This window comes from Lactococcus sp. EKM203L, assembly GCF_011800585.1.
Lineage (GTDB): Bacteria > Bacillota > Bacilli > Lactobacillales > Streptococcaceae > Lactococcus > Lactococcus lactis.
The window spans coordinates 201,362-215,748 of the sequence record NZ_JAALEQ010000003.1 but is presented as its reverse complement, the minus strand read 5'-3'; the positions used below and the strand labels follow the sequence as shown (position 1 = coordinate 215,748).

Annotated in this window: 16 protein-coding genes and 1 riboswitch; of the genes, 15 read left to right on the top strand and 1 reads right to left on the bottom strand. The window is 33.2% G+C overall.

Going from position 1 to position 14,387, the window contains the following annotated elements; translation table 11 throughout:
• Positions 1-219: hypothetical protein (locus tag HFD15_RS14290; RefSeq protein ID WP_238785305.1), on the bottom strand; the 219-nt coding region annotated here is incomplete at its 3' end.
• Here HFD15_RS14290 and HFD15_RS06850 point away from each other — a divergent pair.
• From HFD15_RS06850 to HFD15_RS06780, 15 genes are all read left to right on the top strand, one after another.
• Positions 200-646 carry a CHAP domain-containing protein gene (locus HFD15_RS06850; RefSeq protein ID WP_238785302.1) on the top strand — a complete coding sequence of 149 codons (447 nt, stop codon included), beginning with the start codon at positions 200-202 and terminating at the stop codon, positions 644-646. The two genes, HFD15_RS14290 and HFD15_RS06850, sit on opposite strands and share 20 nt — an antisense overlap.
• 331 nt (positions 647-977) lie before the next feature.
• The gene (locus tag HFD15_RS06845; RefSeq protein WP_058208369.1) at positions 978-1,811 is read left to right on the top strand and encodes a VOC family protein; all 834 of its coding nucleotides are present in this window, start codon (positions 978-980) and stop codon (positions 1,809-1,811) included.
• A 391-nt stretch (positions 1,812-2,202) separates the two neighbouring features.
• A complete protein-coding gene (locus HFD15_RS06840) occupies positions 2,203-2,370 on the top strand; it encodes a hypothetical protein (RefSeq protein ID WP_014735081.1) in 168 nt (55 codons plus the stop codon).
• A 751-nt stretch (positions 2,371-3,121) separates the two neighbouring features.
• A riboswitch (M-box (ykoK) riboswitch) is annotated at positions 3,122-3,283 on the top strand.
• 372 nt (positions 3,284-3,655) lie between these two features.
• Positions 3,656-4,855 carry an FtsW/RodA/SpoVE family cell cycle protein gene (locus tag HFD15_RS06830; RefSeq protein ID WP_058208370.1) on the top strand — a complete coding sequence of 400 codons (1,200 nt, stop codon included), beginning with the start codon at positions 3,656-3,658 and terminating at the stop codon, positions 4,853-4,855.
• 30 nt (positions 4,856-4,885) lie between these two features.
• Positions 4,886-6,184: an LCP family protein gene (locus HFD15_RS06825; RefSeq protein WP_167593457.1), complete on the top strand. Its 1,299-nt coding sequence runs from the start codon at positions 4,886-4,888 to the stop codon at positions 6,182-6,184.
• A gap of 97 nt (positions 6,185-6,281) precedes the next feature.
• The gene (gene rpsN / locus HFD15_RS06820; RefSeq protein ID WP_058208372.1) at positions 6,282-6,551 is read left to right on the top strand and encodes a 30S ribosomal protein S14; all 270 of its coding nucleotides are present in this window, start codon (positions 6,282-6,284) and stop codon (positions 6,549-6,551) included.
• A 165-nt stretch (positions 6,552-6,716) separates the two neighbouring features.
• On the top strand, positions 6,717-7,346 hold the full coding sequence (gene liaF, locus HFD15_RS06815; protein WP_058208373.1) for a cell wall-active antibiotics response protein LiaF: 630 nt from the start codon (positions 6,717-6,719) through the stop codon (positions 7,344-7,346).
• Positions 7,343-8,341: a sensor histidine kinase gene (locus HFD15_RS06810; RefSeq protein ID WP_039115117.1), complete on the top strand. Its 999-nt coding sequence runs from the start codon at positions 7,343-7,345 to the stop codon at positions 8,339-8,341. The genes liaF and HFD15_RS06810 overlap by 4 nt, the downstream gene beginning before the upstream one ends.
• Positions 8,342-8,368: 27 nt before the next feature.
• Positions 8,369-8,998 carry a response regulator transcription factor gene (locus tag HFD15_RS06805; RefSeq protein ID WP_003131402.1) on the top strand — a complete coding sequence of 210 codons (630 nt, stop codon included), beginning with the start codon at positions 8,369-8,371 and terminating at the stop codon, positions 8,996-8,998.
• A gap of 70 nt (positions 8,999-9,068) precedes the next feature.
• On the top strand, positions 9,069-9,875 hold the full coding sequence (locus HFD15_RS14285; protein WP_023189829.1) for a Cof-type HAD-IIB family hydrolase: 807 nt from the start codon (positions 9,069-9,071) through the stop codon (positions 9,873-9,875).
• Positions 9,876-9,977: 102 nt separating this feature from the next.
• Complete coding sequence (locus HFD15_RS14280; protein WP_058208374.1) at positions 9,978-10,568, top strand: peptidylprolyl isomerase; 591 nt, start codon at positions 9,978-9,980, stop codon at positions 10,566-10,568.
• A gap of 1 nt (position 10,569) precedes the next feature.
• On the top strand, positions 10,570-11,001 hold the full coding sequence (locus tag HFD15_RS06795) for a CvfD/Ygs/GSP13 family RNA-binding post-transcriptional regulator (protein WP_003131405.1): 432 nt from the start codon (positions 10,570-10,572) through the stop codon (positions 10,999-11,001).
• On the top strand, positions 10,998-11,603 hold the full coding sequence (locus tag HFD15_RS06790; protein ID WP_012897545.1) for a TVP38/TMEM64 family protein: 606 nt from the start codon (positions 10,998-11,000) through the stop codon (positions 11,601-11,603). Before HFD15_RS06795 ends, HFD15_RS06790 begins: the two co-directional genes overlap by 4 nt.
• 221 nt (positions 11,604-11,824) lie before the next feature.
• Positions 11,825-13,069, top strand: coding sequence for an FtsW/RodA/SpoVE family cell cycle protein (locus HFD15_RS06785; RefSeq protein ID WP_021722277.1), 1,245 nt, complete (start codon positions 11,825-11,827; stop codon positions 13,067-13,069).
• Between the two features lie 224 nt (positions 13,070-13,293).
• A complete protein-coding gene (locus tag HFD15_RS06780) occupies positions 13,294-14,364 on the top strand; it encodes a 2,3-butanediol dehydrogenase (RefSeq protein WP_058208375.1) in 1,071 nt (356 codons plus the stop codon).
• Positions 14,365-14,387: the final 23 nt, after the last annotated feature.

Sequence of the window (14,387 nt, the reverse complement as noted above, 5' to 3'; positions counted from 1 at the left end):
ACCAGCAATAGATCCAAAGATGTTTGAGTCTATAAACAAGCTCCGTTCAACATTAAGTAAACCAGCAATAGATCCAAAGATGTTTGAGTCTATAAACAAGCTCCGTTCAACATTAAGTAAACCAGCAATAGATCCAAAAATGTTTGAATCTATAAACAAGCTTCCTTCAGCATTAAGTAAACCAGCAATAGATCCAAAGATGTTTGAGTCTATAAACAATGGTATCTCTACACCTAGTACTGCCACACCTAGTTCTAGTAGCAATAATTCTAGTGGATATATTATCCCATCAACACACTACGTAACCAATCCTGGAACTTATGTAGCAGCAACTTGTACTTTTTATGTTAAATCCGTAATGGGGAGCCGTGTCGGAGACTACTGGGGGAATGCTGAAGACTGGGCAGCTTCAGCAAGTGCAGATGGATTTACAGTTGATAATAATCCTGTAGCAGGATCTACCATAGCAGTATTTGGACCGAATGTTCGAGGTGGAAGCTATGGGCATGTGGCAGTCGTTGAGAGTGTAAACAAAGCAGCAGGAACAATGGTGATCGGAGAGGCTATTGACCTAGGGAATGGTTATTTCAACACAACCAGTACAGTAAAAATAAGTGATGCAAACTATGGCTTTATACATGTTTAAGATTAATATTTAAATAAAAAACATTTAGGATATGGAATTTATCTCACATCCTAAATGTTTTTTTCTATTCAAAGAATTATAGGTATTGCTTAAATTAATTTGCAAGTGTAACTAGAATACTTATTAAACGGCAATAATCCTCCTAAATAACAAAATGAAACAAATAAGAAGGTGAGATCAGATAATATGCTTTGTACACTTTGTTGTTATAAAAATAAGCGTTCTCAGGTTGGAAAGGCTTTTACGTTTACGGTTGTAAACGATTTTCTTTACTTAAAAAAATTTAATTGATATACTTATAAATAATAGATAAAGAATTGAAGGACTTGATATGGATACAAAACCATTTATTATAAAGAAAATAACACTGAGAGCTTCTAATATTTCTGTAATGCGAAATTTTTATGAGAATCTACTACAATTTCATGTGATAAGTGAGACTGATAGTAGTGTTTCTTACGCTTTCAGGGAAAATGAAGAAGCTTTTCTCACTCTGGAATTTGGAGGTAGACTTAGAAAGAAAAATACAGCAGGTTTATTTCACTATGCAATATTGTTTCCTGATGTATCGTCAAAGGCGACAACAGTAGATAGAATTATTAAAAACAATTATCCAATAGGAGCTGGAGATCATTTAGTAAGTGAATCATTTTATATTAATGATCCAGAGGGAAATGGCATAGAGCTATATCACGATAGAGACTCTACTGAGTGGATTTGGGAAGATGGTAAAGTTAAAATGGGGACTTTACCAGTTGATGTTCAAGCTTTATTAGATCAAAAAAATAACCATTTAGATTATCCTAAAAATATGAAAATTGGTCATCTGCATTTCACGGGTAATTCAATTGCTAAATCAGATGAATTTTTTAATGAGCTATTAAATACCGATTTGGTATCATTTGTCGGGGATACGGCTCACTTTTATTCTCAGAATCACTATCATCATCATTTTGCCACAAATATTTGGGAGGGTGAAAATATAAATAAAAGAAATTTATTAGAAAATGGTATATTAAAATGGGAATTAGAAGTATCTAAAGATTACTATGACTCAATTTCACAAAGAATAATAGAGAAAGGTATTCCATTTAAAGATGATGAAAACTCAATCTCTATAGAAGATCATGTTGGATCGAAACTTATTCTATTTAAAAAAATATAGTATATTTATCATTAAAAAAAATTATTTATTGAACTTCTTATTTTATCTCTCTTATACAACAGTGGTGAATCCAAAACTTAACTATGAAAAAGTAGCACTAACTATATAGTGCCTCAATAGCCATGCTGAACAAGAAGAGGCTAAGCATATCAATGACATAACAAAATACAATGATTGATCCTATATCAATAAAGATTTCATAAAATATTCCTACTTCAAAAGTGCTATTAAGTCATAATTAAATCTATTAAAATAAAAACTAAATAATAAGACAATCTAAACAAAATTTATTTTTGAATAATACGAGATAATTAGGGTTTGCACGTTTGGCTTTTAGTGAATTTTGTTATAATATATTACATTATAGTCTGACATTTGAAGGAGATGATTTATGAAAGATAAACAGTTATATCAAATAGCAAGTATTTGTTTTTTTATTGCAGGTCTTATATTTTTGATATTTGGACAAAGTCAACACACTATTTTCTTATTAGGTATATTATTTATAATTTTATCTATTAGTTTTATGGTTACTAGCAGAAATACACCAAAATTATAGGAATAAAATTGGAAGGCGCGTGCAAATATTAATAATATAAATACAAGAATTTTACTTTATTTTTGAGCGAGTTATAAATCTGATTTTGTTTTAAAATAAATGGTGAAAGTAGAAAGACGAAGTCGGATATTACTTATTACATGACACAGGTTTAATTTGATAGATAATCAAAAAGAATTTCCTAGAGCTGGTTATATTGCAATGATTGAAGGTGTTTTACATGAAAAACTTAAACCAATTTTAGGTAAAAAGTAAGAGTGTTTTATAATCTGATTTATAGTACATTCAGTAGACAGTCCATACCACATATTGCTTGACTTTTAAAGTTTACTAGCCTATAATCATTGGTATAACAACAAATAAAAAATAACTTTCAAAAACCATCCAGCATGGACAGTTGATAAAATGAGTCGTTATGCCCGTATTGCTTTAGGAATTCGATAAATATAATAAAAAGCTCCTTAGTCAGCATTGACTAGGAAGTTTTTTTATTTATTAACGAAATTCATTATTCAATTATAAGCTTTTTGTCTGTATATTTTAATCTTTGGTATTTTATTTTAAAAAATAATATTTTTGTCTTAGTTCTAATTTCTAAAAACTTAGTCATAACAAGAGGTTTAAACTAATAAAAAAACATTTAATTTAGGTAATGAATTTGTTATTTGACTAAAAGTATAGGTCGTGTTATAATTTTTTTGCTTAGGAAATATTTTGAAAATTTAATTTAAGCAATTTTGGTTAGAGATTTTCTAACCATCGGTAGGTGAGGCTACCACAGGGATACGGGTTGCTGCCGCAGAGTCGTGGAGACACGATGAGAGGGCCAACAGTTCACGTCGAAAAAAGAAGGCGTGAAATAGTGCAACAACATCGCCCTGCGGAGCTAAAGCTTGAACGATACTGGGTACTTTAGTTCACTTGATAGTGTATCTTTTTGAAATCATACCTTGTCTACGTTCAACCGGCGTAGGCATTTTTTTTATAAAAAAGGAGGTGGTGAAAATGGAAGCACAGAATAACAGTGGCTCAGACCCTGGGAGCTATAGGAAGAAAGATAGCATAAAAGTGGACAAGCATTTTTATCACTTCAATCTAACCTAGTTCTCTGAGTTGGAGCTGTACAATCAAAATCTACTATAAATCAGAAATTGAGGTACAAGCCGATGACAAAAATATTAATTCATACAACAATAAAAAATAAGAAATAAAAAGTTATTCATTGATTTGCAACTAGAAATACTCTTGTCGTTCATTTGGAAAATTAACGAAGGGGGATTCATTTATGGATAAAAAAATTACAAAAAATAGTTTTTTAGATTTATCTATTTTGATTCCTTATTTGATTCTTTCAGCTGTTGGCTTACTCATGGTGTTTTCAGCAACTGTCCCCTATCAAATTAACCGAGGACTATCTCCTTATCGATTGGCAATTTCTCAAGGAGTCTTTATAATTATAAGTTTTGTGGCTTTAATTATTATTTATCGAGTAAAATTAAGAATTATAAAAAATGAAAAGATTTTAAAAATAATTTTTCTAATTATTATCTTGCTGATGATTTATTCAAGGGTGGGGCCTAATACATCAGCGAATGGAGCGCATGGATGGATTCCCTTACCAGGGATTGGAACTATTCAGCCGGTTGAATTTGCAAAACTTTTTACAGTTTGGTTTCTTGCTTCTATCTTTTCTAACAGACAAGAAGAGATTGAGAAAAATGATATTCAAGCAATTTTTAAGGGTAACACTCTCATAAAAAAAGTTGTAGGGGGATGGCGATTTCCGATTATCTTACTAATGATAGTGGAACTCAGTATGCCTAATTTAGGAAATACAGCAATTATTGGACTCTTAGCCTTGATAATGATTGGTGCAAGTGGAATTTCTTGGCGATGGTTTTCAGGTTATGGGAAGATGTTGCTTACGATTAGTCTTAGTTTTTTGCTCTTTCTTTTTATCAGTGGAGGCGATTTGATTCCAGGATCTTATATTAATGCTCGATTTAAAGCATTTGTTAATCCTTTTACTGACTTGGCTTCTTCGGGTCATCAACTTGCTAATTCATATTATGCGATTGTAGATGGTGGCTGGTTTGGAAGAGGACTGGGGAATTCGATTGAAAAACAAGGATTTTTGCCTGAAGCTCATACAGATTTTATATTTTCAGTAATAGTAGAAGAATTGGGAATCATTGGTGGAATTATAATCCTAGCTGTCATTTTTTTCATGATTACCCGAATGCTTTTGGTGGGGATGCGGGCAAAAGATCCATTTAATTCAATGATTTCAATTGGTTGTTCATCTTTTTTGTTGATACAAGTTTTTGTCAATTTAGGTGGAGCAATTGGTTTGGTTCCAGAGACAGGTGTCACCTTTCCCTTTTTATCACAAGGTGGATCATCATTTTTAATTTCAACTTTGGCAGTAGGACTGGTTTTGAATAGCTCGGCTGACGAAAAATTAAAGAGTTTAAGTAAGTTATAATTTTTAATAAAAGAAAGAAGTATTCTTGATATGAAAAGAAAAGAAATTAGACAAAAGAAAAAAATAAAAAGGTCTAAAAAAGTATATTTTGTTCGTTTTATGTCCCTTTTTGTTATTTTAGTCGTGGCAGTTAGTGCGGTTATCTATGTTCAAGCAGAGAAAACATTAACGAAAACTCATGTAAATACAAAAATAAAAAGTTCTAGTATATCTGCAAAAAAACCACTAACTATTTTGCTTATGGGAGTGGATACTGGTGATAATAGTCGGGGTGGTGCAGATTCATGGAATGGAAATTCAGATTCTCAAATTATTTTAACATTGAATCCTCGGACAAAAACAACCACTATTATTTCAGTGGAACGAGATACGATGACGAATATTGAAGATGCATCTGGAAAAATTCAATCTACTCAAAAAATGAATGCTGCTTATCCTTTAGGATTTAATAATGGTGGGTTATCATCTGCTGTCACTTATGCCATGAAAACGATTGGTAATCAAGTAGGGCTGAATCTTAATAATTTTATGATTGTTAATATGGACGGTTTAGTAAATCTTGTGAATGACGTTGGAGGAGTAGAAGTTGTCAATGATACTAATGGCTCAGATGTCTATCAAGGGACTGATTCAGGTAAAATAACTTTGCCTGGTTCAGATAAAATTGTAGATAGTGGAGCGATTTATATCTCAAATACAGAACCTGAATATAAAGCTTATGTTCCTTATCTTTCAGGAAATCCTAAGCAGCTCATCAACGGAGAACAAGCCTTAGTTTTTGCTCGAGATAGAGATACGTTAGCCAATGGGAATTATGGACGCGCCGCTCATCAACGAGAAGTTATGACTGAATTAATGAACAAAATGCTTAGTCTTAATAGTGTTTTTAAATATCAATCATTTTTAAATGATATTTCATCAGATTTTAAAACGAACATTTCGATAAATCTTGCTAATTTGACCGCATTTATGGCTTATAAAGATTGTCTTAACAAGGTAGTTTCTGTTCAATATCAAGGGGTAAGTCAAATGGTGGATGGTGGAAGTTATGAATTCATACCAGAAAATGTGGATTTGGCTATTCAAAATATAATGAGACAAGCAAATGATGAGTCTGTCACTGATAAGCTTGATCAAAGTGTCATTACTTATGAAAACTATTTTGGAAGTCAAATTGACCAATATTATATGCCTTCTGCGACGGTAACTATCAAAGGTGAAAAAAGTGAAACTTATGGAGTGGATACTAAAGGGAGTCTAGTAAAAATAAATAAGAAGAATGCCCAAGACTATGTTTCAAGTCAAGGAGGAGCTTTAGTCGCTAATTAAAATAGAGATAATAAAATAATGTTAACCAGTTGACATTGTTTTATTTATAGGATATACTTAACTGGTTAACTAAATTAATAAATGAAAGGATAATATTTTGGCGAAGAAATCAAAAATTGCTAAATTTAAAAAGCAACAAAAATTTGTTGCTCAATATCAAGAGCTTAGACAGGAACTTAAGAAAGAAAAAAATTATGAAGCTCTCCGAAAACTTCCTAAAGATTCTCATCCCAATCGAATGAAAATGCGAGATCGAATTGACGGAAGACCCAGAGCCTACATGCGAAAATTTGGTATGTCACGAGTTAATTTTAGAAAATTGGCGCATGAAGGTAAGATTCCAGGGGTTAAGAAGTCAAGCTGGTAGAAATCTTTTTGAAAAATTTTATGGGATATGATAAAAATATTTTTATTATGTAATTTAAAGAATACTTCGTCTTAATGAATGGAGTATTTTTTCTCTATCTTGCTTAAGTAAAATTTAAGTCTTAAGTCCGAGAAAAAGTAAGCTTTTTTTTGGTACAATAGATTTATGAATAAAAAATTGAAAGCAATCTTTATTATAGAAATTTTTATTGTATTAGGATTGATTTTTCATGTGATTAGTACACCGCGTATGTGGGTAGTTCTAGCTTTAGCTATTCTCTTTACTATCTTGGCGACTCGTTCGCGTGCGCGTGTATTACGTATCATCAGTTTCATTTTTTGGGCAATATCGGTAATGATTCTCTTCACAGTTGGATGGTTCTGGTTAGCAATTATCTTCCCTACGATTGCTTGCATCGTTTTTTGGAAAAATAATCCACGAGAAGGAGGAGTAAGAAATTTTTCTTACGAAGATATTTCTCAAGATGAATCTGAGTCAATCATGAATGAAAATCAAAATGATATCATTGATCTTGATGATGTTACTTTTAAACCTTCTGGAAATAGTCTTTCTATTAAAAAAATGACAGGTAATACAAAAATTATTGTTCCTGAGGATGTAGGAGTTTCGCTTGATTTAACAACAAATGCTGGGCTTGTAAAGATTTTCAATGAGGCAGCACAAATTAATGCGGGAAATGTTCGTTATTTTAGTGAAAATTTAGATCAGGTGGAAAAACGAATTAAAATCAATATCCGTGTTGATTCAGGAAATATTGAGGTGATTAGAGGATGAAAAAATCACTTTTCACAACCTTTTTAGCAGTTTTTAGTATCATACTTATTATGTACCTTCTACTATTTATAATGATGAATAGTGGTCAACCTTTAGGGGGACTAAATACCGCTAATATTATTAGGGAACTTCGAGATAATTTCTATGGTTTATGGATATTTATATCAGTTGCAGGATTACTTGCGCTGATTTTTACCCTTTTTAATCATATTGAAAATATGGCTATTCAACAAAAATTTCAAGATGATATTAAACTTTTAGAAGAAAATCAACAACCTGAATCTCCTGAATTACAAGCTGTTCATGATAAAATTATGAATATGTCAGCTGAACTCCAAGAATTATCTAAGCAAAAATCTGCTGACAAAGCTGAAATTATTGAATTAGAGCGTAAAAGAATTTCACGGGAACTTCATGATTCTGTCAGTCAAGAACTTTTTGCAGCGACAATGATTTTATCTTCTGTTGCTGGTTCGACACAAAATTTGACTAAAGAACAAATCGAAACACAGACACAATTGGTTTTAAAAGTGCTCCATTCTGCACAAAATGAAATGCGAGCACTCTTACTACATCTTAGACCAGTAGAGCTAGATGGTAAGAGTCTAGCAGAAGGGTTGTCAGCACTGACAGACGAGCTCCAAGCGAAAATATCAGCAAATATTACGGTTAAATTGGCTAACATTGAAGCGACGAGTAATGTTGAGGACAATTTATTTCGAATGGCTCAAGAGATTTTATCGAATACTTTGCGTCATTCGCAAGCCGAGCACATTGAAGTTTCTTTAAGAGAATCACTTGGAAACATTTTCTTGAAAATTGCTGATGATGGAGTTGGTTTTGATGTTTCTACTAGTGATAAGACGGCCAGTTACGGTTTAGCCAATATCAAAGAACGTGCTTTATTAATCGGCGGAGATGCCAAAGTAATCTCGGCACCAGGTGCGGGGACAACTGTTGAAATCATTATCCCTAAAGCGAAGCCGAGCCTTTAAAAATGATGCGTATTTAGAAAGAACAAAATGGAAAAAATTAAACTTTTAATTGTTGATGACCACCAGATGGTGCGACTAGGTTTATCAAGTTTCATGAATATTCAACCCGATATCGAAGTGGTTGGTGAAGCTGCCGATGGCGAGTCAGGATTTTTAAAAACTGAAATGCTTGACCCTGATGTTATTCTCATGGATTTAGTGATGGATCGACTTGATGGAATTGGAGCAACGCAAAAGATTTTAGCCAAAAATCCAGAACGAAAAATTTTAATTCTAACGAGTTTTATTGATGACGAAAAAGTTTTTCCAGCTTTAGCTGCTGGAGCTAAAGGTTATATTCTTAAAACATCACAAGCCGCTGATATCGCATCTGCGATCAGAAAAGTTGCCAATGGAGAAGATGTCCTTTCCGATGCTGTCAAGGAAAAGATTGCTCAACAAAAACATCGAAAACATGAATTATATGATGATTTATCAAAAAGAGAATTAGAAGTATTAAAAGTACTTGCGACGGGACTTTCTAATCAAGAAATTGCTGATGAACTTTTTATCAGTTTAAAAACAGTCAAAACTCATGTTTCTAATATTTTTAATAAGCTTGAAGTGTCAGACCGAACTCAAGCAACAATTTATGCCATTCAACATCACTTAGTTTAAACCTGAGGAAAAACAAGTTAGAAATATGATATAATTAAGTTTGTACAAATAAAATTAAAGTGAAAAAAAGATGGAAAAAATATTAGAAAAAGCCCAAAAAATAAAAATCATTTTTTTTGATATTGATGATACTTTGAGGGTCAAAGATTCAGCTTTCATGCCTGAATCAATTACTGAAGTTTTTTATAAACTTCGTGAAAAAGGAATTATGACAGGAATTGCAACGGGAAGAAATCTTTTCGGAGTTGTTCCAGAAGTTAGGGCATTAAAACCAGATTTCTATGTAGCAATCAATGGTGCCTATGTTGAAAATGCACAAACAGGAGAAGTATTATATAAAAATACTTTTTCTAAGGAATTAATTGAAGAAATTATCACTTGGCTGAAAAATGAACAAAGTGGATATTCTTTTGTAGCTGCGGATAGTTTGAAAATTTCAAAATGGGATAAAATTGCTAGTGATGCAATTGGTCCAGTTTATTCGGAATTGGAAGAAAATCCCAATTATTATAAAACAAATGAAATTTATCAAATGTTGACAATTTCTGACCATGATGACCAATTAGAATTACCAGAAGCTTTGTCCGATAAAATTCGTTTGGTTCGTTGGCATCCAAACAGTTCAGATATTGTTCCAATGGAAGGTTCTAAAGCAATCGGCTGTCAAAAAGTTTTACAAGAACTTGGTCTGAAAGCTGAGAACATGATGAACTTTGGTGATGGACTTAATGACCGTGAACTCTTTGATTTTGCCGGTCTGTCAGTAGCTATGAAGGTTTCACATCTTGAAATTTTAGAAAAAGCAGATTACATTACTGATTCTGTTGAAAATGATGGAATTCTAAAAGCCTTACAAGCCTTAAAAATTATTGATTAAAGCTATCAGTAAAAACTGTCAGTAAAAATTACTGACAGAAATTTATTAACTTATAAAAAGAAAGGAAGGTATTTTTAGAAATAAAAATACTAACTAAAAAATATGACTTACCCACAACTTGAACTTGAAAACTACAAAGGTACTACAGCAATTATCAATACAAATCATGGAAAAATGACTGTAAAATTATTTGATAATCTTGCTCCAAAAACCGTAAAAAACTTTATTGAACTTAGCAAAGAGGGGTATTATGATGGAGTAATTTTCCACCGTATCATCAAAGATTTCATGGTTCAAGGAGGAGACCCAACAGGAACTGGGATGGGTGGTTCTTCAATCTACGGAGAAAAATTTGAAGATGAGTTCTCAATGGACCTCTTTAATCTTCGGGGAGCTTTGTCAATGGCCAATGCTGGATCTAATACAAACGGAAGTCAATTTTTCATTGTTCAAAATAAAAACTTGCCTTATCCTAAAGATTCACTTATCCAAGGAGGGTGGCCTGAAGAAGTAGCTGAAACATATACTGGCGGTGGAACTCCTCATCTTGATGGCCGTCACACTGTCTTTGGTCAATTGGTTGATGAAGAAAGCTATAAAGTTCTCGATGAAATTGCCGCTGTTCGTGTAGGTGCGCAAGATAAACCAGTCGATGATGTCGTTATTGAATCAGTTGAGATTATCGAGCCATAATATGGAGAAGAAAAGTCCTAAAATCGGTGATATTGTTGAGGTTGAAATTATTGGAATGCAAGATTATGGTGCATTTGTAAAATTTTACCTGGATAATTCATCAAATAAAGAAAAAATTGAACAAAAAGGATTGATTCATATTTCTGAAATTCAATCTGGTTATGTCAAAAGTATTCATGATATTGCTAAAATTGGCCAAAAAGTGATGGCACAAATTATTGATATTGACGAATATAATGGCAAAATTAGCCTGTCAATTCGCAGTCTGGAAAAAAATCCGCAAGTTCACCATATTTACCGAAAAAAACATTTTACTGATTCTCGGGATAAAATTGGCTTTAAAACCCTTGCTAATTATTTGCCAGGTTGGATTGAAGAAAATGAAGCCTACCTTAAAGCCAAAAAAAATGCCCAAAGTGAGGATTTTCTTTGAATGATAACGTATTAAGATATATCAAACGAGTTTTTAATTTAATTACTATTCTTGGCTTTGTTGCGACAATTGTTGGTGGCATTTATTTATGGCGCCTAGGTGCATTTCAAAATCAAGCAGTCTTACAACAATTGATTGTGGCACATCGTTTTTTAGGACCATTAATCTTCCTTTGTATGCAAATTTTGCAAGTCATTGTTCCAATCATACCAGGTGGGATTACAATGGCAGCAGGGGTCATGATTTTTGGACCAGTTTGGGGTTTTATTTATAATTACTTTGGAATTGTTGCGGGCTCTTTTTTACTTTTTCACTTTGGTAAAAAATATGGTTCTTCATTAGCCAAAACTTTTGTCAAAGAAAAAACATATAATAAATACATGGCTTGGTTGGATAAGGGGCAAAAACGCTTTAATATTGTTTTCGCGCTCCTCATTTTATCTCCTATTGCCCCAGATGATGCCCTTGTTTTAATAGCAAGTCAAACAAAAATGAGTTGGAAATTCTTCACTTGGAGTATCTTATTATGTAAACCATTGCCAATTCTCCTCTATTCTTATCTTCTGATTTTTGGAGGAGACCTTCTTGGGCACATTTTATAAAATGCTGAAAGTGCTTTCAGTGTTTTTTTTTTGGAATTTTTGAGAAAGAATGCCCAAATCATCCAAAAAAATTGTATAATAGAATGGATTTATGATTTTAAACAGAAGTCACCTCAATAATAAAATTGTTTTTGTAAATTTGAAGCAAAAGTTAGAACTAAGTGATAGCAAATTGCCCCAAATGAATTGCCAAAACAAGATTAAACTGACTGGAGCTAGTTTTGAAAAACAAGAAAGCAAATAGATTTACATTTGATTCACGAATTGATTATGGGCTAATTTTACCAGCCTTTATGTTAATATTGATTGGTCTTTACGCACTTTATGTTGCAGTAAGTCATGACCACCCCACGCAAGCAACGAATCTAGTTGTTCAACAAGGAACTTGGGTTATTGTCGGACTCTTTGTTGCTTTAATTGTCATGCATATGGATTCAAGGTTTTTATGGAATTTAACACCATTTTTTTACCTATTAGGTCTTATATTAATGGTTCTACCGATCTTTTTCTACGATAAAGCAACCTATGCTTCAACAGGTGCAAAAAACTGGCTCGCTTTTGGAGGACGAAATCTTTTTCAACCGTCGGAGTTTATGAAACTTTCCTATATTTTATTTTCGGCTAGGATTGTGGTTACCTTCCAAAATAATCTAAAAAAACGAGTACTCAAAGATGATTTCCGCTTAATCGGACTTCTGATACTTGAAACAATTCCAGTTGCCATTTTATCAGTCTTTCAAAAAGACTTCGGAACTTTCTTGGTCTTTGCAGCTATCTTTGCTGGAATTATTTTAGTTGCTGGTATTTCTTGGAAAATACTTGCGCCAGCTTTTCTTTTCGTAGCAGCAGTAGCTGTAGGAATTGTTGCTCTAGTTGCTTCACCAGAAGGACAAAAATTTCTTGAAAGTACCAGTTTTGCTCAGTATCAGGTCAATCGTTTTATCGCATGGTTACATCCTTTTGAATATTCTCAGACTTTCAGTCTTCAACAAGCACGCTCATTGATTTCAGTTGGTGTTGGTGGTCTTTGGGGTAAAGGAATTGGTGTAGCTAATGTCAATGTTCCCGTTCGAGAATCAGATATGATTTTCACTGTCATTGCTGAAGATTTCGGATTTGTTGGATCAGCCTTTTTGATTTTCCTTTACTTTATGCTGATTTATCGAATGATTCGAGTAACTTTCAAATCAAATAATCAGTTTTATACCTATATTTCAACGGGTATTATTATGATGATTCTCTTCCATGTCTTTGAAAATATTGGAGCAGCGATTGGTGTTGTTCCTTTAACAGGTATTCCCTTACCCTTCATTTCTCAAGGGGGATCGGCCTTAATGGCAAATATCATCGGCTTAGGGCTCGTTTTATCAATGAAATATAATCAATTACCAGAATTTGTCAAGGAACAAAGACAAATTCCAGTTAAGGGTGATAGTCGAAAAAATCGTCGAAGAAATAGACATTAACAATTAATAAGAATACAAAAAGTAAAAGTTACTGACAGAAAATTCAGTAGCTTTTTTATTACGATAAAATATTTAAAAGTCTATATATACCAAGGGAGAAAGCGCTTTAAATTTTTGTAAATTATTAGAAATAATGATAGAATAAACTCGTGAGAGAAATCTCAAATACTAAATTTAATTGATTGCCTGAAACGACAACCATCCTATATAGAGGAGGCGTTTTTATGCGCGCAGCACGTTTTTACGACCGCGGGGATATCCGCGTTGATGAAATTAATGAACCAATAGTAAAAGCTGGCCAAGTTGGCATTGATGTGGCTTGGTGTGGAATTTGTGGAACAGATCTTCATGAATTTTTAGATGGCCCAATTTTTTGTCCGTCAGCAGAACATCCTAATCCAATTACTGGAGAAGTACCACCAGTCACTCTTGGACATGAAATGTCTGGGGTTGTAAATTTTATAGGTGAAGGAGTAAGCGGACTTAAAGTGGGTGACCATGTCGTTGTCGAACCTTATATCGTTCCCGAAGGGACTGATACAAGTGAAACTGGACATTATAACCTCTCAGAAGGTTCAAACTTTATTGGTTTGGGCGGAAATGGTGGAGGATTGGCTGAAAAAATTTCTGTTGATGAACGTTGGGTTCACAAAATTCCTGATAACTTACCATTGGATGAAGCTGCTCTAATTGAGCCACTATCAGTCGGCTATCACGCTGTTGAACGAGCAAATTTAAGTGAAAAGAGTACGGTATTAGTTGTTGGTGCTGGACCAATTGGACTATTAACTGCTGCCGTTGCAAAAGCGCAAGGACATACTGTTATCATCAGTGAACCTAGTGGACTTCGTCGTAAAAAAGCACAAGAAGCACAAGTTGCTGATTATTTCTTCAATCCAATTGAAGATGACATTCAAGCTAAAGTTCATGAAATTAATAAAAAAGGAGTGGACGCAGCCTTTGAATGTACCTCTGTCCAACCGGGATTTGACGCTTGTCTAGATGCGATTCGTATGGGTGGAACAGTTGTCATTGTTGCAATTTGGGGCAAGCCTGCTAGTGTTGATATGGCAAAATTAGTAATCAAAGAAGCTAACCTTTTAGGAACGATTGCTTATAATAACACTCATCCAAAAACAATTGATTTAGTATCAACAGGTAAAATAAAATTGGACCAATTCATCACAGCTAAAATCGGTTTGGATGATTTGATTGATAAAGGATTCGATACGCTGATTCATCATAATGAAACAGCTGTTAAAATTTTAGTTTCACCAACTGGTAAAGGTCTATAAAATAAATAAATAAATAAAGGAGA

Excerpts from the sequence above, each read along its gene's own strand:
- HFD15_RS06850 (WP_238785302.1), top strand. The coding sequence starts at position 200 with ATGTTTGAGTCTATAAACAATGGTATCTCTACACCTAGTACTGCCACA.
- HFD15_RS06845 (WP_058208369.1), top strand. The coding sequence starts at position 978 with ATGGATACAAAACCATTTATTATAAAGAAAATAACACTGAGAGCTTCT.
- HFD15_RS14280 (WP_058208374.1), top strand. The coding sequence starts at position 9,978 with ATGACTTACCCACAACTTGAACTTGAAAACTACAAAGGTACTACAGCA.
- liaF (WP_058208373.1), top strand. The coding sequence starts at position 6,717 with ATGAATAAAAAATTGAAAGCAATCTTTATTATAGAAATTTTTATTGTA.
- HFD15_RS06795 (WP_003131405.1), top strand. The coding sequence starts at position 10,570 with ATGGAGAAGAAAAGTCCTAAAATCGGTGATATTGTTGAGGTTGAAATT.
- HFD15_RS06840 (WP_014735081.1), top strand. The coding sequence starts at position 2,203 with ATGAAAGATAAACAGTTATATCAAATAGCAAGTATTTGTTTTTTTATT.
- HFD15_RS14285 (WP_023189829.1), top strand. The coding sequence starts at position 9,069 with ATGGAAAAAATATTAGAAAAAGCCCAAAAAATAAAAATCATTTTTTTT.
- HFD15_RS06810 (WP_039115117.1), top strand. The coding sequence starts at position 7,343 with ATGAAAAAATCACTTTTCACAACCTTTTTAGCAGTTTTTAGTATCATA.
- HFD15_RS06825 (WP_167593457.1), top strand. The coding sequence starts at position 4,886 with ATGAAAAGAAAAGAAATTAGACAAAAGAAAAAAATAAAAAGGTCTAAA.
- HFD15_RS06830 (WP_058208370.1), top strand. The coding sequence starts at position 3,656 with ATGGATAAAAAAATTACAAAAAATAGTTTTTTAGATTTATCTATTTTG.
- HFD15_RS06805 (WP_003131402.1), top strand. The coding sequence starts at position 8,369 with ATGGAAAAAATTAAACTTTTAATTGTTGATGACCACCAGATGGTGCGA.
- HFD15_RS06780 (WP_058208375.1), top strand. The coding sequence starts at position 13,294 with ATGCGCGCAGCACGTTTTTACGACCGCGGGGATATCCGCGTTGATGAA.